Origin of the sequence: Sphingomonas sp. CARO-RG-8B-R24-01, assembly GCF_022662295.1 — a bacterium.
Lineage (GTDB): Bacteria > Pseudomonadota > Alphaproteobacteria > Sphingomonadales > Sphingomonadaceae > Sphingomonas.
Map to the genome: position 1 here is coordinate 957,081 of NZ_JAKNQI010000001.1, position 24,448 is coordinate 981,528.

Here is a 24,448-nt window from a genome sequence, read left to right on the forward strand (position 1 = left end):
CACGGATACCGCCGGACCGCTTGCAAGTGGACTTATATTGGTTACACCCCGTAGCGGGATGCGTTGTAGCGTGACCGAGCGGAGGAACGAGGCATGGCAAATTCTGCGCGCACGCTGGGGCGGTGGCTCGGCGCGATCAGCGCGCTGTGTGCCTGCTCGGCGGCGGTTGCCGCCTCCGCGCCATCCGTGCCGGCCGCGATGCCGCTACTCCCGCTTCCCGCCGAAAGTGCGCCAGCGTCGGGATCGGTCACGGTTGCGACGGGCACCGGCATTGCCACGCCCCCCGGCGATGCGGAAGCCGCATCCGCCGCGCGATTGCTGATCGATCGGGTCGCGACGACGCGCGGGATCGCGCTACGGACGGTGTCGTCGGCAGCGACGATCCGCTTCGTCCGCGACCGCACCATCACGGGACCGGAGGCATATCGGCTCGAGATCGACGCCACCGGGATCCGCATCGCGGCAGCGACCCGCAGCGGCTTTTTCTACGGTGCGATGACGCTGGCGCAGTTGCTCAGCCCGGACCAGGCGTTCGGCCAGCCGGTGACGCTCGCCGGGGTCACGATCGAGGACGCGCCGCGCTTTGCGTGGCGGGGGCTGATGGTCGACGTCGCACGGCATTTCCAGCCGCTGCCGTCCTTGTACCAGATCGTCGACCAGATGGCGGCGGTGAAGCTCAACGTGCTGCATCTGCACCTGACCGATGATCAGGGCTGGCGCTTCGAGGTCAAGCGCTATCCGAGGCTGACCGCGCTCGGCGCGTTCCGGACGCCGCCGTCCGCTGGCGGACCGGCGCCGACGACGCGGATCGGCGGTTTCTATACCCAGGACCAGTTGCGCGCACTCGTGCGGTACGCCAGCGAGCGCGGGATCACGATCGTTCCGGAGATCGATCTGCCCGGACATGCCCAGGCGCTCGTCGCGGCCTATCCCGAGCTCGGCGTGCTGGGCGACCAGCCGGCGGTGTCGCACGATTGGGGGGTGAACCCCTATCTGCTCGACCCCGGGCCAAGGGGCGTCGCGTTCGTCGAGCATGTGCTGGACGAACTGATCGCGGTATTCCCCGGCAGCTACGTCCATCTCGGCGGGGACGAGGCGGTCAAGGACCAATGGGAACGCGCGCCGAAGGTCCAGGCGCAGATCAAGACGCTGGGACTGAAGAACGAGAATGCGCTGCAAAGCTGGCTGATCGACGCATTCGGCCGCTACCTCGCCACCAAGGGACGACGGTTGATCGGCTGGGACGAGATCCTCGAGGGCGGGTTGCCGCCGTCCGCTTCGGTCATGTCGTGGCGCGGCGAACAGGGCGCGGTCGATGCGGCCAACGCCGGGCACGATGTAGTGCTGTCGCCAGCCCCGACGCTCTATCTGGACAATCTGCAAAGCGACCAGGGCGACGAACCGCCCGGCCGGCTCGCCGTCCAGACGCTCGCCGACCTTTACGCCTATGACCCCCTGCCCAAGGGGATCGACGCGGCCCGCGCCAGGCATGTGCTGGGCGCGCAGGCGAATGCCTGGAGCGAATATCTCGTGACGCCGTACCAGATGCAGCATGCGCTGTTTCCGCGCGCGGCGGCGCTGGCGGAAACGACGTGGTCCCGCGCGCCGCGCGACTTCGCCGGCTTCACGAACCGTCTTGCCCGCCAGGTCGCGCGCTGGCGGCGCAGCGGGATCGAGGTGGCGGACAGCGCCTTTGCAGTGACCTATGCCGTGCAGGGCACGCGCGGCGACGCGCTGCGCAAGGGCAAGGTTGCCGTCGCGCTGAGTACGCAGGCGCCGGTGGGAACGATCCGCTACACGCTCGACGGCAGCGCACCGTCCGCCAGGTCGCCAGCCTATCGCGCACCGCTGAACCTGCCCCCCGGCGCGACCATCAAGGCCGCCGCGTTCGATGCCGACGGGCGCGCCACGGCCCACGTTCGCGATTTCGCGACGAGCCGGGCCGCCTTGCTGAACCGCACCCCGGCGGACCTCGTCGCCTGCCCTGGCCAGACGCTCGCGCTGCGGATGCCGTTGACCCCGGATGCCGAAGCCTATGGTCCCGCTTTCCATGTCGCCCTGTTCGACACGTGCAGCGTCTATCCGGCTGCCCCGCTCGACGTGGCGACGGGCTTTACGGTCGACGTCGCGCGGTTTCCGCGTAATTTCGGGCTGGCGCACGAGACGGCCGATGTCCGGCAACACTATCGCGTCACCGCGTTCGGCGAATTGATCGTGTCCCTTGGCTGTCCGGTACAGCAAAAGGGGCCGGCCGGTCCGAGTAGCTTAGCGCCGGTAGTCGTGGCGAGTTTTCCCTTGCCTGACCCGGCGAAGACACCGACGCGCATGACATTTTCGGGTACGCTACCCCGAACGAGGGGGGATCAGGATCTATGCTTCCAATTCACATCGCCGGCCGCCGGCCCGAACTACGCGCTCGCGTCCGTGCAACTGAGCGAGCCCCACTGATGCGCCGGTCGCTGCGAACCGCTTTGCTCGTAGCCCTTCTGGCCGGCATTGCGGCGCCCGCCGTCGCGGCCCCGCGCTCGGCAATGAGTCTCGACGATGGCTGGCAGGCGCGCATCGCGCCGTCCGACGGTACCGCCGTCGCGGCGCATCGCGGCGAGGCGCGCTGGTTCCCGGCCAAGGTGCCCGGCAGCATCCAGCAGGACCTGATCGCGCGGCACCGCGTGCCCGACCCGTTCCTGTCGACCAACGAAGCCGCGATCCAGTGGGTCGGACGGACCGACTGGCAATATCGGCGGACGCTCCAGGTCACGCCGGCGTTGCTTGCGCGGGACCATCTCGATCTGGTGTTCGACGGTCTGGACACCTTCGCCACGGTGACGATCAACGGCCAGACGGCGCTCAGCGCGGCGAATGCGCATCGCCGCTTCCGCATCGACGCCAAGCGCTTCCTGAAAGCCGGCGCGAACGAGATCCTCATCACCTTCGCCGCACCGATCAGGACGCTGCAGCCGATGGTGATGGCGCAACAGCAATCGCTTCCGGGCGAGTATGACTCGGCGTTCGGCGACGAACCCAAGGGACGGCAGACCTCCCCCTACATTCGCAAACCCAAATATCATTACGGCTGGGACTGGGGTCCCCGAATCCTCAACGTCGGACCCTGGCGCCCGGTGCGGCTGGAGGCATGGGACAGCGCGCGGATCGATACGCTGCGCGTCGAGCAGGACGCGCTGTCGGACGCCGAGGCGCGGCTGTCCGCCAAGGCAACCATCCAGGCGGATCGGCCGGGCATTGCGCAGGTCCGCGTCACCCTGACCGCTCCGGACGGGGCGCGGCAGGACGTCGTGCAGCAGATCACGCTGGCGGCGGGCGCGAATGCCGTATCGCTGCCGATCACCGTTGCGCGCCCGGAGCGCTGGCAACCCGTGGGCTATGGCACACAACCGCTGTACCGCGTCACGGCCGCGCTCACCCAGGACGGCACCGCGACCGACACCGCCGAACGCCGCATCGGATTGCGCACGGTCGAGCTGATCCGCGGTGGCGGCGCGATGGGGTTCCGCGTCAACGGCATCCCGATCTTCGCCAAGGGCGCGAACGTCATTCCATTCGACAGCTTCCCGACGCGCGTCACGCCCGCATCGATGCGCCCGCTGCTCACGGCGGCGCGCGACGCCAACATGAACATGCTGCGCGTCTGGGGCGGCGGCTATTATCTCGATGACGCCTTTTACGACATGGCCGACGAAATGGGCCTGATGGTGTGGCAGGACTTCATGTTCGGCGGTTCCGTCACGCCGCCCGACGCCGCCTTCCGCGAGACCGTCCGGATCGAGGCGGAGGAACAGGTCGAACGGATCGGCAATCACCCGTCGATCGTCCTGTGGTCAGGCGGCAACGAAATCCTGGCCGGCTGGGAAAACTGGGGCGATCGCAAGGCGTTCAAGAAAGCCGTCGGCGCAGACGAGCAGGAGCGGATCGGTGCCGGCATGGCGGTGCTGTTCGACCGCGTCCTGCGCGATGCAGTGCTGACCCGCGCGCCGGGCACGCCCTATTGGCCGGGTTCGCCCTCGACCGATTACGACGGCCCGGTCGATACGGATGCCGCCGGGGATCGCCATTTCTGGGACGTCTGGTCCGGGTCCAAGCCGGTCGAGCGCTATCTCGATTCGTGCCCGCGCTTCATGTCCGAATATGGCTTTCAGGCGATGCCCGACATGGCGACGGTCCGCGCGTTCGCGGGCAAGGGGCCGCTGAAACCCGACAGTGCGGTGCTGAAGGCGCACCAGAAATTTCTGGCGGGCGAAGGCAACGACCGGCTGTTGCTGTACATGCGGGACCGGTTGGGCGAACCCCGGGACATTGCCGACTTCGTCTATCTCAGCCAGGTCAACCAAGCCCAGGCGATCGCGCTGGCCGCGCTCCATCACCGTTCCTGCCGCCCGGTGACCATGGGGTCGCTCTTCTGGCAGCTCAACGACGTATGGCCGTCGATCTCCTGGTCGAGCATCGATCATGACGGTCGGTGGAAGCTGTTGCAATTTGCCGCGCGCCGTTTCTTCGCGCCGCAGGTGATCGTCGCCGAACACACCGGGTCGACCACGCGGATCGCGCTCGTGTCCGACGCGACCACGCCGACACCGGCGCGCTGGCGCGTTCGGGCATTCGACATGGTGGGCAAGCCGCTGGCCGAGCAGGGCGCTGCGGCGACCATGCCCGCACTGTCGGCGACCGACGTGGCGAAACTCGACGACGCCACGCTGTTCGCCGGGGCCGATCCCGCGACCAGCTATGCGATGGCCGAGCTGCTCGTCGGCGATGCGGTCGTCAGCCGCGCGATGATCGAGCGCGGGGTTCCCAAGACGATGCACTATCCCGACCCCGGGCTCAGCGCGACCTGGGACGGAAACAGGGTGACGGTTCGCGCCACTGCCTTGGCGCGCGCGGTCATGCTCGACTTCGGCGACGTCGGGGCGCATCCTTCGGATGACGGGTTCGACCTGTTGCCGGGTGAAAGCCGCACGCTCAGCGTAACCTCCAAAGCCTCGCCCAAGGCGCTTGCCGCCGCCCTCACCCTCCGTTCGCTGGGATCCCGTCGATGATCTGGCTCTTGCTCGCGGCCGAAGCCGCTCAAGTCTCGCCCAACCTTGCCACCATGACACCGGAGCAGAAGGCGGCGCAGCTCCAGAGCAGCGCCCCCGCCGATCCCGCGGCCGGGCTTCCGGCATATGACTGGTGGAGCGAAGGGCTGCACGGCATCGCCCGCAACGGCTATGCCACGGTATTCCCGCAAGCGATCGGCATGGCGGCGACCTGGGATGCGCCGCTGGTCAAGCGGATCGGGGATGTCGTCGCGACCGAAGCCCGCGCCAAGTTCAATGCGCAGCCGGTCGGCGCCGATCGCAAGATCTACGAGGGGCTGACGATCTGGTCGCCCAACATCAACATCTTCCGTGATCCGCGCTGGGGCCGCGGGCAGGAAACCTATGGCGAGGATCCGTATCTGACCGGGCGGCTCGGCGTCGCCTTCGTCACCGGCCTTCAGGGGCCCGATCCCGCGCACCCGAAGGTCATTGCGACACCCAAGCATTTCGCGGTGCACAGCGGCCCCGAGGCCGGGCGCGACAGTTTCGACGTCGACCCGTCCCCACAGGATCTGGAAGCGACTTACCTGCCCGCGTTCCGCATGACGGTGACCGAGGGCAAGGCGCAGTCGCTGATGTGCGCGTATAATGCGATCCTCGGCGTCCCCGCCTGCGCCAATGCCCCGTTGATGATCGACCGGCTCCGGCGTGCGTGGGGCTTCACCGGCTTCACCGTCTCGGATTGCGACGCGGTCGCCAACGTCCACATGTTCCATCATTACCGGCTCGATGCAGCGGGCGCGGCGGCGGCTTCGCTCAAGGGCGGGACCGATCTGAACTGTGGCACCACCTACGCGGCGCTGCCCGAAGCGCTGAAGCGCGGGCTCGTCACGCAGCAGGAGATCGATACGGCGCTGGGCCGCGCCCTGTCGGCGCGTCGTGCGCTGGGCATCGCTTACGGCGCGACCAGCCCGTGGTCGCGGATTTCGCCCAAAGAGGTCGGCACGCCCGATCATCACGCGGTCGCGCTCGAAGCGGCCCGCAAGGCGATCGTGCTGCTCAAGAACGAAGGCAACCGGCTGCCGCTCAAGGCGGGCACGCGAATCGCCCTGATCGGTGCCGATGCCGACGATGTCGGCGTATTGCAGGGCAATTATCACGGCACCGCGATCACGCCGGTCACCCCACTGGAGGGGCTGCGGCGTCAGTTCGGCACGGCCAACGTGCGCTATGCGCAGGGATCGCTGCTGGCCGACGGCGCACCCGTGCTGGTGCCGGAAACGGCGTTGCGCGCCAACGGCGCCGCGGGATTGCAGGCCGACTATTTCGCTGCGCCGGGCTTCGCGGGCCAGCCCGTCGTGTCCCGTCTCGAACGCACGATCGATCACGATACCAACCGCGCACCACCCGCCCCCGGGCTCGGCGCGCAGTGGAGTGCCCGCTGGACCGGCGCGCTCGTTCCCCCCGGGGCGGGCAGCTATCGCCTCGTCATCGATGCGCCGGCGTGCTGGAAATATTGCAAGTCCCACGACGCTGCGCGGTTGTGGATCGACGGCAAGCCCTTGGCGGAAGGCGAGATCAAGAAGGGCCAGATCGACGTGCCGTTCACCAGCGACGGACGCGCGGTCTCGTTCCAGCTGGAACTCGACCACGTCAGCGACGATAGCGGCGTACGGTTGATGTGGCTGCCGCCGGCAGAACCCTTGATCGCCGAAGCCGTTGCTGCCGCCAAGGCGTCCGATGTCGTGGTCGTCTCGGTCGGCCTGTCGCCCGACCTCGAGGGGGAGGCGCTGTCGATCAGCGTTCCCGGCTTCGTCGGCGGCGACCGTACCGACATCGCGCTGCCGTTTGCGCAGCAACGGCTGATCGCGGCGCTCAAGGCGACCGGCAAGCCGCTCGTGCTGGTGCTGACCAGCGGCAGCGCGGTCGCGCTCGACCCGAACGACGCCGACGCGATCCTCGCCGCCTGGTATCCGGGTGAATCGGGCGGCACCGCGATTGCCGAGACGCTGGCCGGGCGCAACAATCCTTCGGGGCGCCTGCCGGTCACCTTCTATGCCCGCACCACCGACCTGCCCGCCTTCGTCGACTATGGCATGAAGGAGCGGACCTATCGCTACTTTACCGGCACGCCCGCCTGGGGCTTCGGCCATGGGCTCAGCTATACGCGCTTCGGCTATACCGCGCCGGTCTCGACCCTCCGGGTTGCGGCCGGTCAGCCCGCGACCGTCCGCGTCCGCGTCGCCAATACCGGACCGCGCGACGGCGAGGAGGTCGTGCAGGCGTATCTCGTCCCGACCGTAAAGCCGGTCGGCGGGATGACGTCCCCCGTGCTGCAGCGTCAGTTGGTCGGGTTTACCCGGATTGCCATCGCCAAGGGCAAGAGCCGCGAGGCGGCCTTCACGCTCGATCCGCGCAGCCTGAGCCTCGTCGCGCACGATGGCACGCGGACCGTCGAACCGGGCAGCTATCGCCTGTTCGTCGGCGGCGGCCAGCCCGACACCGCACCGGGCGCATGGATCGACCTGACGATCACCGGGACTCGCCAGGAGCTGCCGAAATGATCCTCACCCGGCGCGAGGCGCTGGTCGGTGGCGTGGCTGGTGCCACCCTGGCGGCATCCCCGGCGCTGGGGACTGTCCCTTTTCCGAGCCAGCGCCCCGATGCCAGCGCGCGCCGCTTCACCAGTCGCGCGGTCGAACGCGAGATCGCGCGCGTCTCGGCGAAGATCGGCGACGCGAAGCTGCGCTGGATGTTCGCCAATTGCTACCCCAACACCCTCGATACGACGGTGCGCTTGCGCACGATCGACGGCGCGCCCGATGCCTTCGTCATCACCGGCGACATTCCCTGCCTGTGGCTGCGCGATTCCTCCGCACAACTGACGCCCTATCTCCACCTCGCACGCGAGGACGCGCCGCTCCGCACGGTGTTCCGCGGCCTGATCGCGCGACAGGCGCGCTCGATCCTGATCGATCCCTACGCCAACGCCTTCATGGAGGATCCGTCCGCCAAGACCACGCTCAGCTGGGCGCTGACCGACAAGACCGAGATGAAACCCGGCGTCGCCGAACGCAAATGGGAGATCGATTCCCTGTGCTATCCGATGCGGCTAGCGCATGGCTATTGGCAGGCGACCCGCGACCCAACCCCGTTCGACGCGCGCTGGGCGGCGGCAGCCCGGCTGAGCATCGCGACCTTCCGCGCGCAGCAGCGCAAGGACGGTCCAGGCCCCTACCGTTTCTTGCGCGTCAGCGACCGCAATATCGAGACGATGCCGCTGGAAGGCCTTGGCAACCCGTCGCGCTCCGTGGGGTTGATCCACTGCGGTTTTCGCCCGTCGGACGATGCCTGCCTCTACCCTTTCCTGATCCCGGCCAACCTGTTCGCGGTGACGGTCCTGCGCGAGCTTGCCGTCGTCGCGCAGGGTGCGTGCGGTGACGCGGCGCTGGCGCAGGAGGCCACCGCGCTGGCCGACGAAGTCGCGCGGGCGCTCGCCGAGCACGGCCGGATGCGGCTGCGCGACGGCAGCGACGTGTGGGCCTATGAGGTCGATGGCTTCGGCAATGCGATCTTCATGGACGACGCCAACGTGCCGTCGCTTTCGGGACTCGGCTACCTCGGCTGCGTTGCGCCGAACGATCCGCTATGGCTGCGCACGCAGGCCGCGGCGTGGAGCCCGGCCAACCCGTATTTCTTCAAGGGCAAGGCGGGCGAAGGCATTGGCGGCCCGCATGTCGGTCTGCGCCAGATCTGGCCGATGTCGCTGATCGTCCGCGCGCTCTCGAGCGATGACCCGGCGACGATCCGCGCCTGCCTGAAGACGTTGCGCGATACCGATGCCGGCACCGGCTTCATGCATGAGACGTTCGACCAGGACGATCCCGCGCAGTTCACGCGTTCCTGGTTCGCTTGGGCCAATGGCCTGTTCGGAGAGCTGATCGTTCGCATCGCCCATACCCGCCCCGCCTTGCTGGAAGCCCCGCTGTGACCATCGACCGCCGTACCCTGATCGGAAGCTCCGCCCTCGCGCTGCTCGCCGGCGCGCTGCCCGCACGGGTCGTCGGCAGGCCGACCGTGCCGCGCACCGCGCCCAACCTGTTCGTCGGCACCGGCGGTGACGGCCATACCTACCCCGGCCCGACGCTGCCGTTCGGCATGGTGCAACTGGGGCCGGATACCGATGTCGAGCGCTGGGCGACGTGTTCGGGCTATCACCACGGCGACGGCTCGATCATGGGGTTCAGCCACACCCATCTGTCGGGCACGGGAATCGGCGACATGCTCGACGTGCTGGTGGTGCCGACGACCGGACCGGTACAGTTGCTGCCGGGGCCGCTCGACAATCCCGATGCGGGCTATCGCCAGCGCTATGCGAACGAAGCCGCCGAGCCAGGGTCGTACCGCGTGCACTTGGAATCCGGGGTCGCCGCCGAGCTGACGACGACCGAGCGGACCGGCTGGCATCGCTACACTTTCCCTCGCGGGGCGGGGCACGTGCTGATCGACCTGTCACATCTGGTCCACGATACCTCCGACTCGGCGCCGCTGATCGACGACGCAACGCTTGCGATCGATGCGGACGGGACGATCACCGGCGGCCGACGGGTGTTCCGCTGGGCGAAGGGCCGGCGGATCCATTTCGCGCTGCACTGTTCGCGGCGGCCGGACCGTGTCACCTTCTACGCCGACGGCGATACCGAGCAGCCCGCTGGGACGCAGCGGATTGCCGGCAAGCGCCTCAAGATGGTGCTCCACTGGACCGATGCGGGGGCAGCACCGATCGTGCTGCGCTGTGGCATCTCGGGCGTCGACGTCGCGGGCGCACGCGCGAACCTGGCGGCCGAAGCGCGCGACTGGGATTTCGACCGGGTCTTGCGGACGGCGCGCCAGCGCTGGGCAGAGGCGCTCGGCGCGGTACAGGTCACCGGCGGCAGTGCCGACCAGCGCACGATCATGGCGTCCGCGCTGTATCACGCGCAATTGGCCCCGACGCTGTTTTCCGATGTCGACGGTCGCTACGTCGGTCTGGACGGGCAGATCCACACCGCTCCGCGCGGCGGGGCGGCCTATAGCAGCTGGTCGCTGTGGGACACCTACCGTGCGCTCCACCCGTTGCTGACGCTGATCGCGCCGGAACGAACCAAGAGTTTGATCGACGACCTGATCCGCCAGACCCAGCAATCGCCGTTCGGCCCGCTCGTCTGGCCATTGCAGGGGAAGGAAACCGGCACGATGATCGGCTGGCACGGCGTCGTCCCGCTGGCCGAGGCGCAGGCGAAGGGCATCCCCGCCGATTACGCCGCCGCCTGGCCCGCGACCGCCAGGCGCAGTTTCGATGTCACCGCCCCCGACAAGGACAACAGCCTCGGGCGCGATCTGTACGACCGGCTGGGCTACGTCCCGGCGGACGCCGTGTTCGAAAGCGTCAGCCGGACCCAGGAATATGCCTATGACGACTGGGCATCGTCGCATCTCGCGCGCACCGCGGGGGCGGGCGCGGCGGCCGATCGGCTGCTCAAGCGGTCCGGCAATTGGCGCAACGTGATCGACCGCGAGACCGGCTTCGCGCGCCCGCGCTTTACGGACGGCAGCTGGTGGACGCCCTACGATCCGATCCAGCTGGGGCACATGCCCAAACCGTGGTGGCGGGATTATACCGAGGCGAACGGCTGGCAGGCGACCTTCCTCAACCAGCACGACATCTATGGCCGGATCGCGCATGTCGGCGGCGACGCGGCGTTCGCGGCAAAGCTCGACGCGTTCTTCTCCGCACCCTCCACGCTACCCAGGAATGCGCCACCCGACATTTCCGGCATGCTCGGGCAATATGCGCACGGCAACGAACCCGACCAGCATGCCGCGTATCTTTATGCCTATGCCGGCCAGCCGTGGAAGACGCAGGCGATGGTGCGGCGGCTGTGCGCCGAAATGTATCGCAACGCGCCCGACGGCATCATCGGCAATGACGATTGCGGCCAGATGAGCGCATGGTTCGTCTTTTCTGCGCTCGGCTTCTATCCGGTCGACCCGGTCGAGGCGGCCTATGTGTTCGGTGCCCCGCTGTTCGACCATGCGACGGTGCGGGTCGGCGCGGGTCGCACGCTGACGATCGAGGCACCCGGCAATCGTGCCGATACGCCCTATGTCACGGCGGTCACGTGGAACGGCAAACCCTGGACCAGGAGCTGGATCGACCATCGCACGCTGAGCGCGGGCGGCACGCTGCGCTTCACCATGTCGGCCACGCCCAACCGAGATTTCGGCGCCGCACGCGCCGATCGCCCCCCATCCTTCGGCCATTCGGCCTGATCCCGGAGATCCAGATGCCTCATCCCTCGCGCCGTGGCGTGATCGCCTCCGGCCTCGCCGCCACCTCCCTGCCCACGCTCGCCACCCCTGCGCTCGCCAGGGCAACGGCGGGCGCCCCGGCGCCCTGGGGCGCAACGCCCTCGGCGCGCCAGCGCGCATGGCACGAGCGCCAGCAATATGCCTTCATCCATTTCTCGATCAACACCTTCACCGACAAGGAATGGGGGTATGGCGACGAGGATCCGGTGCTGTTCAACCCGACCGACTTCGCGCCCGACCAGATCGTCGCGGCGGCCAAGGCGGGGGGGATGACCGGGATCATCCTGACCGCCAAACATCATGACGGCTTTTGCCTGTGGCCGACGTTGCTCACCGAACGCTGCATCCGCAACACACCGTACAAGCACGGCAAGGGCGACATCGTCGGCGAAATGGCAGCGGCGACGCGGCGCGCCGGGCTCGCGTTCGGACTGTACCTGTCGCCATGGGACCGACATCATCCCGACTATGGCCGCCCGGCCTATGTCGACTATTTCCGCAAGCAAATCGTCGAGCTCTGCACGCGCTACGGCGCATTGTTCGAATTCTGGTTCGATGGCGCGAACGGTGGCGACGGCTATTACGGTGGCGCGCGCGAAACCCGCAAGATCGACGCGCCGGCCTATTACGACTGGCCAACGACGATCGCGCTGGTGCACAAGCATCAGCCGATGGCGTGCACCTTCGATCCGCTCGGCGCGGATATCCGGTGGGTCGGGAACGAGGACGGCGTTGCGGGTGATCCGTGCTGGCCAACCATGCCCAACCATCCCTACGTTCAGTCCGAGGGCAATAGCGGCGTACGCGGTGCCCCCTTGTGGTGGCCTGCCGAGACCGACGTGTCGATCCGTCCCGGCTGGTTCTACCACGCCGACGAGGACGGCAAGGTGAAGACCCCCGAACGCCTGCTGAAGCTGTTCGACGAATCGGTAGGGCGCGGCACCAACCTCAACCTCAACCTGCCGCCCGATCGGCGCGGCCGGATCCCGGACACCGACGCCGCCGTCCTCAAATCGTTCGGTGCGGCACAGGCGACGACCTATGCCACGAACCTGGCGCTCGGCGCGGTCGCGCACGCGAGCGCGGAACGCGGCGCGGCGTTCGCCGCCGCGCATGTGCTCGACGGAAACAGCGACAGCTACTGGTCCACGCCCGATGCAATCCACACGCCGACGCTGACGCTGGACCTGCCGCCGGGGCGGAGCTTCGACCTGATCCGGTTGCGCGAACATCTGCCGCTCGGCGTCCGCGTCACCCGCTTTGCCATCGATGCCGAGGTCGATGGGACGTGGCAGACGCTGGCCGAGCATCAGGGCATCGGCGCGCAACGCATCATCCGCCTGCCCCGCCCGATCGCCGCGCGTCGGCTCCGGCTGCGGATCCTGGAGGCACCCGCCTGCCCCGCGATCCGCGAATTCGCCCTGTTCCGGCAGGCCGCGCCCGTCGCCGTCGTCCCGAGCACCAGGACCGACCCGACGATCCTGTCGACCGCCGGCTGGCGGATCGTTGCCGCCTCGGCCCCCGGTGCCGAGGCGCTGCTCGACGATGACGCGGCGACGCGCTGGACGACGCCCGCCCCCGGCGCCGGCAAGCCGGCAAGCGTCACGATCGACATGGGGCAGCAGGTCCGGCTCGGCGGGATCAGCATCACGCCATCCCGGACGCTCGACACGGGCGTTGCCCCCCCGCGCGACTATAGCTGCGAGACGAGCACGGACGGGACGCATTGGGAAGCGGCCGGCGCGGGTGAACTCGCCAACATTGCCTATGCGCTGGCCACGCAGCGCCTCGCCTTCGCCAGGCCGCGCCCCGCACGGTGGCTGCGCCTGTCGTTCGGGGCGACCGCGGTTCCTGCGGCGTCCCTCGCCCTGGCAGGCGTCGGCGGCTTCATCGCGCCGCGATGACGTTGCCGGGGCGCAGATGCCGCGGCAGGGTGACCCAGCGGAATGCGGTCACCCGGTTCACAAGGCGCCTTGCGGTGCCGGAATGACCGCGGATGTTGCGCCCCGGTCCGCGTTGGCGCAGGGGAACGGTCCCTCTCCGGCGGACCTGTGATGCCTGTGTTGACGACCTGCCTGCGCCTGATCGCGACCGCATTGCTGCTCCTGAGCGGCAGTGCGGCGGTCGCTCAAACCCCGTCGGTCGCGGCGCTATCCCTGCAACTGCGGCAGGCCGAGGTCGACTTGCGCGCGGTCGACGCATCGCTCGACGACCGCGTCGATGCCGATGCGCAGAAAGCACTGCGCAGCCGCGCGCTCGCCGCGCAACAGGTCGCGACCGATGTCACCAGCCAGCTCCAGCAGCAGGAAACCCTGATCGATGCGCGGATCGCGGGGCTTGGGCCGATAACACCCGGCGTCAGCGAACCGCTCGAGATCAGCGTGCAACGCAAGAGCCTGGCCCAGCAGCGCAGCGTGATCGATTCCTCGATCAAGCGCGGGGGCCTGGCGAATGTCGAGGCAGGGCAGCTGCTCGACGAGATCGACCGCAGTCGCGCGGAACAGTTCAACGAAAAGATCACGGCCCAGGTCGCTTCGCCCGTCACGCCCGCCTTCTGGCGCGCGATCGTCCAATCGTTGCCGCGCGACCTGCGCCGGACCGGGCTCTTCGTATCGCAGGGGACGCAGCAGATCCGTGCGCAATGGCATGGTAGCCTGCCCTGGCAGATGGTGCTCGGCATCATCCTGGGTCTCGTCTTGCTGTTCCCCGTGCGCGTCCGCGCGCGCAGCATCGGTCAGCGCCTGCTGGTCGAAAGCGCGCCGGGACACCGCGTCCGACGGTCCGCCAATGCATTGTGGCGGGTCATCGTGGGAACGCTCGCGCCGCTGCTCGCGGCGGCGGCGCTGGCACAGGGACTCCGCTGGTCGGGATTGCTCCCGACGCGGTGGAGCAGCTTGCTCGACGCCTTCGTCTCGGCAACGGGGTTCTGCGCGTATACCGCCGCCGTCAGCGGTGCGTTGTTGATGCGCAACGGCGCGTCCTGGCGTGTCGCGCCGATCGACGACGAAACGGCCAGCGCGCTACGCCCCTTGTCCTGGGTCCTCGCCGGCCTGTCCTTTGCCAGCATCGTGGTCGGTGCCTTCAATACGGCAATCGGCGCCAGCCAGGCCGCCCTGATCGCGACACAGGCGCTCAACGCGTTGCTGCACCTGTTGCTGATCATCGTCTTCCTGGTCGTCCTCGGACGCCTGCGCGCCAAGCGGGCCGAAACCGAAGAACCTCAAAACGTCAAGACCAGCGCGGGGATCGGGCTCGGGACGCTGCTCGCCTGGGTGCTGGTGGCGACCGCGCTGGTCGGATTGCTGCTGGGCTATATCGCGCTCAGCCTGTTCGTCGCCTGGATGATCGCCTGGGCCACCGTGCTCGGCACGACGCTGTACCTGCTGACGGCCGCCGTCGACGACGTCGCCACAAGCATGTTCGTGCGCGACAGTCGGCTGGGAGTCACGCTGACCCGTGCCCTTGGCGTCCGTCCGAGCATGGTCGACCAGTTCGGCGTGCTGCTTTCCGCCTTCCTGCGCGTCGCGCTCGTGCTCGTGGCGCTGAGCCTGCTGGTCACGCCGTTTGTCGGCACGACCGGATTCGGCACGGTGTTCGGCCGATTGGGCGTGCTTGCCCAGGGCGTCGAGTTCGGCGGCGTCTCGATCGCGCCGGCCAACATCCTGCGCGGCATCGTCGTGCTGTTCATCGGCCTCGCACTCGTGCGCGGGTTCATGGGTTGGCTCGAGACGCGTTACCTGCCGATCACGGATCTCGATGGAAGCGGTCGCAATTCCGTCAGCCTCGTCGCGCGCTACGTCGGCATCGCGGTCGCCTTCATCTGGGCGCTCGCCTCGCTGGGGATCGGGGTCGAGCGCGTCGCGCTGCTGTTGTCGGCCCTGTCGGTCGGGATCGGATTTGGCCTGCAGGCGATCACCCAGAATTTCGTCTCGGGGCTGATCCTGCTCGCCGAGCGTCCGATCAAGATCGGCGACCTCGTCCGGGTGGGGAACGACGAAGGTGACGTGAAACGGATCAGCGTACGCTCGACCGAAATCGAGCTTCCCGATCATTCGACGCTGATCGTACCGAACTCGGAACTGATCACCAAATCGGTCCTCAACAAGACCTTGTCCAATCCGCTCGGGCGGATCCAGATCAAGTTTTCGGTACCGCTCGAAAGCGACGCGCCGGCCGTGAAGGCAATGGTGCACGAAGCCTTCGCCGGGGAAAGCGCCGTGCTGGACGATCCGGCCCCGGCGGTGTTCATCGATGCGATCATGGACGGGCGGATCGAATTCAACTGCTTCGGCCACGTCGTGCACCCGCGGGCCGCTTATGCGGCGCGGAGCGCGGTGCTGATGACGTTGCTCGAACGCTTTCGCAAGGAAGGGATCGACATCGGGACCGTGCCGCAGCGGATCGAATGGATTTCGCCGCAGACCCTGGCACCCCCCGCCACGGACTGACGGACGCACAGGCGGCGCGAAGGCGGGACCAAGCGCAGCAACGCCCGATTGGCCGGCCGGAGCCGGCTACGGCCACGGAATATCAGGAAGACTGCCGCGAAAGGCGCTGGGGGTTGAACCCCAGCGTTGCGGATATGGCATCGGCGGCGCCGCGCAGCAGCGTTTGCCCTGTCTCGAAATCGACCTTCTGCGACCCGTCGATCAGCTCGAGAAACGGGATCGTCAACGCGCCCATCGCCATGCCGTCAAACCCGAAAACCGGGAAACTGATGTCGGTCACGCCATGCGTGATCGGGCTCGTCCGCCGGTCGAACCCGCGGGACCGGATCGTGGCCAGTCGCTCCGTCAGCATGGCGCGATCGATCGCGGCATCCTGCAACGCCTCGGCCTGCGCGATGACGGGATCCACGCGGTCCGCCGCAAGGAACGCAAGGATGACATGCCCCGAACAGCTGCGCAGGATATCGATCGTCGCGCCGAGCCGAAGCGAAAACCCGCGCGTACCGGGGTTTTCCTCGCGCGCGATCACCAACCCCTGTGCGCCGTTGAGCACGACCAGATGGCAGGACTGGCCGGTATCGAGTGCCAGCCGCCGCATTTCCGGCATCGCGGCGTCGACCAGATTCTGCGCCGGCGTGGCGCGATAGGCCAGATCGAGCAGCTGATAGGCGACCGTGTACCGATCCGACTTTGCGGACTTCTGCAGATAGCCGAGCTGTTCCAGAACGATGACGATGCGGAACAGTTCGCCAACCGAGCGATCGAGATACGTCGCCATTTCGCTGACCAGCGCCCCGTCAGGGTGGCTGGAAAGCATGTTGAGGATCTCGAACGCCTTTTCGATCGCTGGCGCAGCGTAAGTGCCCTTCGGGCCCGGTCGGATCATCGTGCTACCTCGGTCATGCGCCGAGCATGACGGCGAACGGGGACCGCGGTCAATCCGGCAAACCCGCCAAAGCCGACAACGCGACCGTCCGTGCAGGCGCAGCAATCGGCCCAGGCGCGGCGCGGCCGGCCCGCGGACCTCCGGTTAGCGCGCACCGAGCCCCGCGAGACGCGCCCGGACCTCGTCTTCCGACACGATCTCGATGACACCCCCGCCCCGCCGCAATGCGTCGACCCGCCGGTATTCGGCATGTGCCGTCACATATTGCCCAAACGGCTGGTGGTTGCTGATGACGAGCTGCGTCGTGGTTGTTCCAACGGATGCCACCACGCGCGCACCGGCCGCCGCGAGCAGCCTGGCCAACGCTCCGTCTCGCGGCGCGCCGAGAATCGCGACCCGCTCCCCCTTCAGCGGGCCGCCCGCCGCCGCCTTGGGCGCGGGTCCGGCGCGCCTCCGGGACGGTGCAAGCCAACCGGCGAGATCGATGCCCGTATGCTCGATCGCCCGGACGATCACCATGCCCGCCGCCCGCGCGTCGCTCAGCGCATCGTGATGCTTATGGCGAACCCCCAGGAATTTCGTCAGCACGTTGAGCCGGTGGCTCGGCAGTTCGGGCCACGCACGCTTCGCCACGCGCACGCTGTCCAGCCAGGTCGTTTCAATCTCCGCGCGGTCATGCACCCGACAGGCCGCCCCCAGCGCCCCCTTGTCGAAAAACGAGTGGGCCACGGTGATACGGCCGGAAAGATGGCCATCGATGGTGGCGTGAACGGCGCCGAAGGTCGGCGCGCCTGCGATATGATCGCCGGTTATCCCGTGCACCCGGATATTGAACGAAGAGAACCGGTCGAGGGGATCGATCAACGTCTCATACTCGAAGACCTCGACCCCGTTCTTGAAACCGACGATGCCGATCTGGCAAATGCTGCTGACGCTGGAGCAGGACGTCTCGACGTCGACGACGACGAAATCGGCGTCGGACTTTCCCAAGGGTGTCGGGAGGACGGCAGGAAGCGGGTTTTCGATCGGACGCATGGTTGGCGCCATATCCTGCCCCGGCGCAAAACACATCGGGTGATTGCGGCCGCCGGGCATCCGATCGGCCCGGCCTAGCGCCGGTAGTCGCGCCACAGCCACGCGAGCGCGTCCGGCAGCGTCTGCATGATGACGTCGCCGTCGACGTGCCCGGCATCGGCCGCAACGACGTAGCGGTAATCGTAGCGCCGGGCCTCCAACGCCGCTGCCATGCGGTCGTTCGCGAGCGGCCAGTTATGAAACGTGCCTTCCGGATCCTGCCAGTGGAGATCGTGCGCCCCCACCTCCATCCAGACGCGGATCGGCTTGCGGGTGGTTTCCGGAATGAGGTGGGTCGCATAGTCCCACGCTCCATGCGGAGTCCGGGGATCGACGGGCGCGGCCTGGTTCACGAACGTGCCCGAATAGGACAGCACCTTGCGATACCATTCGGAGTGATACCACGCCATCGCGAAGGCCGCCGCCGCCCCGGAGCTGCCGCCCATGGTCGCACGGCCCTCCGGGTCGCGCGTAAAGCGGACGCCGTAGAGGCGCGTGACCTGCGGCAGGACTTCCTGCTCCACGAACTCGGCATAGCGGCCCGACATGGTGTCGTATTCGAGACCGCGCTCGGACCCCTGCGCGTCTCCGCCACCGGACTGGATCAGGACCACCACGATCGACGGCACGCGGTGCGCAGCGATGAGGCCGTCGAGCGCCGCCGCCACGCGCGCAACATAGTCGCGCCCGTCCTGCACGACCAGCAACGGCGCTGCGGTTCCCGGACGGTAGCCGGCCGGCGTATAGACGAAGACCTCTCGCCGATAAGGGCCAGGCTCCGACTGCTGGTCCGCGGGCGCGGCCAGCCGATTGCCATAGGCGTCGCGGCGGCGTGTGGTCGCGGTGTCGAGCTGCCGGATGCCCGGATAGATCCGGCTATCGGCCGATCGCAGGATGAAGCTCCTGATCGTGCCGTGCGGAATGTCCGCGCGGGCCGTGAGCTCGGGTGCGTCGTGGTAGGGCAGCGCGATATGGCGGGTGTCGGCCTGCGCCGGGACGGTGCCCGCCAACAGCAACGCCAGGATGATCGCCGGTCGCTTGCGCATCGATGCCGCTCCATGATCCATGCCGTCGCCCGGCACGCCTGCCGATGTGCATCAAGTCTGCGGCCGCGCCAATGGCCGGTTGGCCAGTGGAGCAAAAAGCCGCTGCCCGATCCGTGTCGCGCGCCTGCGCGTCGAGGACCGTCTCAGTCGGATGAGGATGCCCGGATCGCGTCGCCGGCATGGGCTGCGGCCCGGTTGATCAGCTCGACCATCGCGGCATTGCCTTGCCCGGCCGCGATGCTGGCAAGGCTATTGCCCCCGGCATCGACCACGTCGGCTTCGGCGCCCGCCGCGACCAACATCTCGACGATCGCGCCATGGCCGAACATGACCGCGTTCATCAGCGCGGTCTGGCCGGCCAGATTGCGCATATTCGCGTCCGCACCCGCATCGAGAAGAAGCCGGGCGATGGCGGCATAACCCTTGAACGCCACGCCCATCAGGGCGGTATTGCCGCGCGCGCCATCTCCCGCATCGGCATCCGCACCATGCTCCAGCAGCACCGTCGTGGCGGCAGGGTGCCCGTTATAGCTTGCCAGGATCAACGGCGTGTACCCCTTGGCATCCCGCGCATCCACGTCGGCGCCGGCCTGCAGCAGTGCCGGGATGACGTCGTCCCGTCCGAGGCGTGCAGCCTGATGCAACAAGTCCTGGAGCCGCTCGGGGGATGGCAAAGGCGGCAGTTCGGCCTTCGTATGTGCGTCTGACACCGGAATTCCTCGCAAGTCTGGTATCGGGAACGATCCGCACGGCCGAGCGGCTCCCCCGACCGTCAAGAAAATCGCCGGGACGCAGCATGCCCTCGTGCCGGAACCGTAATTCAGTCGCGCGGTCAGATGGCGGTTGCCATGGCGGCACGGCTTCTCGCAAGATGCAGGCATGCTCATATCCCTCGTCGCGCTCGCCGCTGCCGTCTCCCCGATCTCGGCCGATCGGATCAAAACCGATGTCAGGACGCTGTCGTCCGATCCGTTCCTCGGCCGGGGGCCGGGCGAAGCGGGTGAGGACAAGACGATCGTCTACATCGCCCAGCAGTTCGCGGCGGCGGGACTCGAACCTGCCGGCGACCATGGCAGCTGGTACCAGGACGTGCCGCTGGTCAGGCTCGACCGTCGCCCGGGCGCCACCTTGACCCTGCAGTTCGGGGACTGGCACCGGTCCTTGGCGCTGGGCCGCGATGCGACCCTGGGTTTCCGCAATCCGGGCGACACGAAGCTCTCGGGCGCGCCCCTGGTGTTCGCCGGGTACGGGATCGTCAACGCGCGCCTGGGATGGGATGCTTACGCCGGCATCGACATGCACGGAAAGGTTGCGGTCGTGCTGGCCAACGATCCCGACTTCGAGGCCGGGCGCGATCTCGGCTTCGAGGGGCGCAGGCTCGCCTTTGAAGGCCGCGTCGGCGAGAAGTTCGCGGCCGCGGCCAAAGCAGGTGCGGCAGGCGTCCTGGTGATCCACGAGGATGCGGCGGCGAGCTATCCGTTCCTCCAGCTGGCCAGCGGCGACGCCTTGCCGACCATGGTGATCGCACCGCTTCAGCCCTCTGCCGGCTTCATGCTGTCCGGTTGGCTCAGGAATGACGTCGCTGTCGAAATGCTCAGCCACGCGGGGCTCGACCTCGCCGCGCTGAAGGTCCGGGCGCGCGATGCGGCGTTCCGCGCCTTCCCGCTCCGCGACGGCAGCGTCACGGCAAGCGGAAGCGCCACCGCAACGTCGATCGTCAGCCATAACGTGCTCGGCAAATTGCCCGGGGCAAGCCGGCCTGACGAGACCGTTCTCTATGGCGCGCATTGGGACGCAAACGGGCAGAACGGTCCGGTCGCGGGCGACGGCATTCGCAACGGCGCGGTCGACAATGCCACCGGTACGTCGGAACTCATCGAGGTTGGCCGCGCGATCGCCCGAGGGCGGCGGACCGCGCGAACCGTGGTCTTTGCGGCCTGGACCGCCGAGGAAAAGGGGCTGCTCGGGTCCGAATATTACGCCGCCCACCCGATCTACCCGCTCGCCACGACTGCGGCGGTGATCAACCTGGACCCGCATGTGGTGCTGCCCGCGGCACGGGACATCGAGCTGATCGGCGGTGGCCGCGTGTCGCTCGAAGCCGATCTGCGTCGCGTCGCGGGCGCCCATCGTCTGAGCATCGTCGACGAGCCGGCGATCGAGGCCGGATGGTACTTCCGGTCGGACCAGTTCTCCTTCGCCAAGCGTGGCGTCCCCGCCATCACCTTTCGTGCAGGTCGAAACCTCGTCGAAGGCGGGACCGCGAAAGGCGCCGCCCTTGTCGCCGACTACAATGCCAGCCGCTACCATCAGCCGAGCGATGCGTTCGAGCCGTCATGGTCGTTCGCGGGCACCGTCCAGGAAGCGACCGTGGCGTACGAACTCGGCGTACAGGTGGCGAATGCCGCCACGTGGCCAAGCTGGAACACCGGCACCGACTATGCGACGCTTCGTGCGGCGACCAACGGCGACCGCAAGGTTTTGCAATAGGGTTTGAAAACCCGTTCACGCCGATCCGCCGCGAGGATCCCCCTGCTCGTGCCGCGCGCATCGCAAGCCGTTGCCGCCCTCCGGCCACCGGAAGCACCCCCTGAGCCGCCGGCCGTCGCCGACAACGCCGACGCGTGAACCTTGGCTGCACAGTGCATTCAGGCCGTGCGCATCGGCTCGGCTGCATATCATCGTCATCGGCCGTTTGCCGATGAGGAGAGAGTTCATGTTTCGCAAGCTGATCCTGACCGCGTCGCTTGGCGTTTCGGCGCTGGTCGCGGTCGTTCCAAACGTCGCCGCCGCGCAGAGTTACGGACGCTGGAACGCGCAATATTATTCCGGCGATGGCTATCGCGATCGTCACGACGACGACAGGCGCGGTTACGACGATCGCGGCGGGTATCAGGAGCGCCAACGGTGGATTGCCCATCGCCGCTGGGAGCAGGAACATCGTCGCCGGGAATGGCAGCGCGAGCACTGGCGCGATGGCTACGACCGCCACGATGGCTGGAACCAAGGTCGGGGCCGCTGGGAAGGCCGCGAGGACTATTGAGTTCCCTCGATCCGACGAAGGTGCGCCCGGTCAGCAATGGCCGGGCGTTCCCGTATCGGGCGCGTTGCCCTCAGTGGCCCGGATGCCGCCAGCGGACTCGATGGTCCGCCCGACAGACCGCTCAGACCGAACGCACTTCGACCTCGGTCTCGGCACCGTCCCACTTTCCCGTGAGTCCAGGCACTTCATCGAGCTGTCGCAGGGCATCGAAGCGCCCGCGTTCCTCGCGATACCGAACGATCTCGAAGCCGTGGCCCTTCAGTTGCGAGACGGCGTCCAGTTCCTGGGCGGTGGCGGTGTTGAGATCGATCATCTTTCCCTGATGCCGCAGTAGCCAGCGATCGGCAACGCCTGTCGGAATTGCCCCGATGCAGCGCGCTCCTTGGAGTCCGCCGAAAGCACCAGGCGGCATCGAACGGTGCAGCTTGCGGTGCGCGGCGTGGTGCAGGACGGCAAGTTCAAGGATTTCGGGACCAACTCCGGCAACAGCGTCAACCGCCAGCCGAAATTCCAGATCGCCGCGACCCCGTCCTACACCTTCCGGAGCGCCTGGGGTAAGGCGCGGCTGTTCGGGACGTTCACGCATATCGGCAACCGGTTCGCCGATATCGAGAACCAGCAGCGGCTCGGCAGCTATGAGACGGTCGATCTCGGTGCGTCGCTCGACCTGAACGATCGTTTCTCGCTACAGGCGACGGTCGAGAACTTGACCGATACGCTCGCGTTGACCGAAGGCAATGTGCGGACGGTCGGTTCGGCCAATTCCGCCGGGTTCTTCCTGGGCCGCCCGATCTTTGGCCGGCACGCGACGATCACCGCAGCCTACAAGTTCTGACCTCCTGCCGGTCGGGGTTCATGCCCCGACCGGGCACTACGATAGCGAGTTGCTCCTCATGACCTTGCGCCGATCCCCCGCCCTGCTGCTCACCGCGCTGTCGATCGCGCTGAGCGCGCCCGCCGTCGCGCGCGAGACGACGCCCGCGCTCGCCGCCAGCGCGGTCCGCACGCCCGAGGACGTCTACGGCCCGCTGTACCGCGCGGTCGAGCTCGCGCGGGTATTCCCCGACAGCAAGACCTTCGCGGACTTGGTCCCGCTTTCGGCACCCGACGCGATCCTCCAGGCGTATCGCACCGAGGCACCGCAAGGCCGCGACGCGCTCGCCGCCTTCGTCGCGCGGCATTTCCGCAAGGTCGGGGACGCGGACACGCGCAAGCTGTCGATGCGCGAGCATATCCGTGCGCTGTGGCCAGTGCTCGCCAAGCCGCCGATGGCGGTCGTACCCGGCTCGTCCGCGCTGCAACTGCCGCAGACCTATGTCGTGGCGGGCGGGCGCTATCAGGAGATGTATTATTGGGACAGCTACTTCACCATGCTCGGCCTGAAGGCCGATGGCGAACGGCCGCTGATCGAATCGATGCTTGCCAATTTCAGCGCGTTGATCGCGCAATACGGGCATGTGCCGAACGGCACGCGCAGCTATTATCTGTCGCGCTCGCAGCCGCCGTTCCTCGCGATGATGATGGACCTGTCGGAGGCGCATGACCCCGCGCTCGACCGCGAACGCCTCGCCACGCTGAAGGCCGAGCATGCCTTTTGGATGGCGGGTGCGAAGTGCCTCGCCGCCAGCGGTGCGTGCGAGCACGTCGTGCGCATGCCCGACGGCAGCCTGCTCAACCGCTATTGGGACGCCCGCGACACGCCGCGCGACGAATCCTATGCCGAGGACATCGCGACGGCCGCCGCCGCTGCGGGTCGCGCCGCCCCGCAGGTCAATCGCGACCTCCGCGCCGCGGCCGAGAGCGGCTGGGATTTCAGCTCACGCTGGCTCGCCGACGGCAACACGCTGGCGACGATCCACACCACCGATATCGTGCCGGTCGATCTCAACAGCCTGATGTGGAACCTGGAGAAGGCGATCGCACGGCGCTGCACGGCCGTCGGCGACACGGCGTGCGCCCGCGCGTTCGAGACGCGCGCCGCCGCCCGCGGCGTGGCGATCGGCAAATATCTCTGGTCGGCGGGCGACAAACGCTTCGCGGACTGGGACCGCAGGACGGGCAAACCGACGAGCGCGGTCAGCGCCGCGATCCTCTACCCACTATTCGTCGGCCTCGCCACGCGCGAACAGGCCGACGCCACCGCCGCGCTCGTCACCGAAAAGCTGCTCGCGCCCGGTGGCCTGCGGACCACGACGCTCACCACCGGCCAGCAATGGGACCAGCCCAATGGCTGGGCACCGCTGACTTGGATCGGCGTCCAGGGCCTCGACCGCTACGGCAAGACCGCGCAGGCCGAGGATCTTGCCCTCCGCTGGCTCCGCACCGTCTCGCGGTACTACGATGCCAACGGTCGGATGGTCGAGAAGTACAATCTCGAAACCGGGCAAGCCGGCGGTGGCGGCGAGTATCCGGTGCAGGACGGGTTCGGCTGGACCAACGGCGTCACCCGTGCCTTGCTCGAGAAATATCCCGCCTTGGATCATAGCTAGGTAGCCGAGCCTGCCGGTCCCAGCCCTCAGCGCGAGCGGGCGTCGGGACGGCTTGCCCTTGGCCCGACGATCTGCGGG

16 protein-coding genes are annotated in these 24,448 nt (G+C 68.0%); 11 read left to right on the forward strand and 5 right to left on the reverse strand.

What is annotated here, in order from left to right; genetic code table 11:
• The first annotated feature begins 93 nt into the window (after nucleotides 1-93).
• From L8G49_RS04575 to L8G49_RS04605, 7 genes are all read left to right on the forward strand, one after another.
• The gene (locus tag L8G49_RS04575; protein ID WP_242182758.1) at nucleotides 94-2,448 is read left to right on the forward strand and encodes a family 20 glycosylhydrolase; all 2,355 of its coding nucleotides are present in this window, start codon (nucleotides 94-96) and stop codon (nucleotides 2,446-2,448) included.
• Nucleotides 2,448-5,051, forward strand: a complete 2,604-nt coding sequence (locus L8G49_RS04580) for a glycoside hydrolase family 2 protein (protein WP_242182760.1) — start codon at nucleotides 2,448-2,450, stop codon at nucleotides 5,049-5,051. The genes L8G49_RS04575 and L8G49_RS04580 overlap by 1 nt, the downstream gene beginning before the upstream one ends.
• Nucleotides 5,048-7,597, forward strand: coding sequence for a glycoside hydrolase family 3 C-terminal domain-containing protein (locus L8G49_RS04585; RefSeq protein WP_242182761.1), 2,550 nt, complete (start codon nucleotides 5,048-5,050; stop codon nucleotides 7,595-7,597). Before L8G49_RS04580 ends, L8G49_RS04585 begins: the two co-directional genes overlap by 4 nt.
• Nucleotides 7,594-9,024, forward strand: a complete 1,431-nt coding sequence (locus L8G49_RS04590) for a glycoside hydrolase family 125 protein (protein ID WP_242182764.1) — start codon at nucleotides 7,594-7,596, stop codon at nucleotides 9,022-9,024. The genes L8G49_RS04585 and L8G49_RS04590 overlap by 4 nt, the downstream gene beginning before the upstream one ends.
• Nucleotides 9,021-11,345 carry a GH92 family glycosyl hydrolase gene (locus tag L8G49_RS04595; RefSeq protein WP_242182766.1) on the forward strand — a complete coding sequence of 775 codons (2,325 nt, stop codon included), beginning with the start codon at nucleotides 9,021-9,023 and terminating at the stop codon, nucleotides 11,343-11,345. Before L8G49_RS04590 ends, L8G49_RS04595 begins: the two co-directional genes overlap by 4 nt.
• Nucleotides 11,346-11,359: 14 nt before the next feature.
• Nucleotides 11,360-13,288, forward strand: a complete 1,929-nt coding sequence (locus tag L8G49_RS04600; protein ID WP_242182767.1) for an alpha-L-fucosidase — start codon at nucleotides 11,360-11,362, stop codon at nucleotides 13,286-13,288.
• Between the two features lie 150 nt (nucleotides 13,289-13,438).
• A complete protein-coding gene (locus L8G49_RS04605) occupies nucleotides 13,439-15,832 on the forward strand; it encodes a DUF3772 domain-containing protein (protein WP_242182768.1) in 2,394 nt (797 codons plus the stop codon).
• An 82-nt stretch (nucleotides 15,833-15,914) separates the two neighbouring features.
• On the opposite strand, the gene L8G49_RS04610 is transcribed toward L8G49_RS04605, so the two are convergent.
• The 4 genes from L8G49_RS04610 to L8G49_RS04625 all read right to left on the reverse strand — a co-directional run bounded on the left by L8G49_RS04610 (nucleotide 15,915) and on the right by L8G49_RS04625 (nucleotide 19,548).
• Nucleotides 15,915-16,718, reverse strand: coding sequence for an IclR family transcriptional regulator (locus tag L8G49_RS04610; RefSeq protein ID WP_242137829.1), 804 nt, complete (start codon nucleotides 16,716-16,718; stop codon nucleotides 15,915-15,917).
• A gap of 144 nt (nucleotides 16,719-16,862) precedes the next feature.
• Nucleotides 16,863-17,813: a 3'-5' exonuclease gene (locus L8G49_RS04615; protein WP_242182769.1), complete on the reverse strand. Its 951-nt coding sequence runs from the start codon at nucleotides 17,811-17,813 to the stop codon at nucleotides 16,863-16,865.
• Nucleotides 17,814-17,827: 14 nt separating this feature from the next.
• A complete protein-coding gene (locus L8G49_RS04620; RefSeq protein ID WP_242182770.1) occupies nucleotides 17,828-18,838 on the reverse strand; it encodes an alpha/beta hydrolase-fold protein in 1,011 nt (336 codons plus the stop codon).
• Between the two features lie 143 nt (nucleotides 18,839-18,981).
• Entirely contained in the window at nucleotides 18,982-19,548 is a 567-nt protein-coding gene (locus L8G49_RS04625) for an ankyrin repeat domain-containing protein (RefSeq protein WP_242137832.1), read from the reverse strand.
• Between the two features lie 169 nt (nucleotides 19,549-19,717).
• Here L8G49_RS04625 and L8G49_RS04630 point away from each other — a divergent pair, with 169 nt between their 5' ends.
• Nucleotides 19,718-21,328 (forward strand): M28 family peptidase, encoded by a 1,611-nt coding sequence (locus L8G49_RS04630; RefSeq protein WP_242182771.1) that lies wholly within the window; start codon nucleotides 19,718-19,720, stop codon nucleotides 21,326-21,328.
• 226 nt (nucleotides 21,329-21,554) lie between these two features.
• Entirely contained in the window at nucleotides 21,555-21,881 is a 327-nt protein-coding gene (locus L8G49_RS04635) for a hypothetical protein (RefSeq protein WP_242137834.1), read from the forward strand.
• Between the two features lie 121 nt (nucleotides 21,882-22,002).
• On the opposite strand, the gene L8G49_RS04640 is transcribed toward L8G49_RS04635, so the two are convergent.
• Nucleotides 22,003-22,194: a helix-hairpin-helix domain-containing protein gene (locus L8G49_RS04640; protein ID WP_242182773.1), complete on the reverse strand. Its 192-nt coding sequence runs from the start codon at nucleotides 22,192-22,194 to the stop codon at nucleotides 22,003-22,005.
• 105 nt (nucleotides 22,195-22,299) lie between these two features.
• On the opposite strand from L8G49_RS04640, the gene L8G49_RS04645 reads away from it, so the two are divergent.
• Together L8G49_RS04645 and treF are read left to right on the forward strand one after the other, a co-directional pair.
• A complete protein-coding gene (locus tag L8G49_RS04645; protein ID WP_242182775.1) occupies nucleotides 22,300-22,716 on the forward strand; it encodes a TonB-dependent receptor in 417 nt (138 codons plus the stop codon).
• Between the two features lie 58 nt (nucleotides 22,717-22,774).
• Nucleotides 22,775-24,370, forward strand: coding sequence for an alpha,alpha-trehalase TreF (treF, locus tag L8G49_RS04650; RefSeq protein WP_242182777.1), 1,596 nt, complete (start codon nucleotides 22,775-22,777; stop codon nucleotides 24,368-24,370).
• The last annotated feature ends 78 nt before the right edge of the window (nucleotides 24,371-24,448 follow it).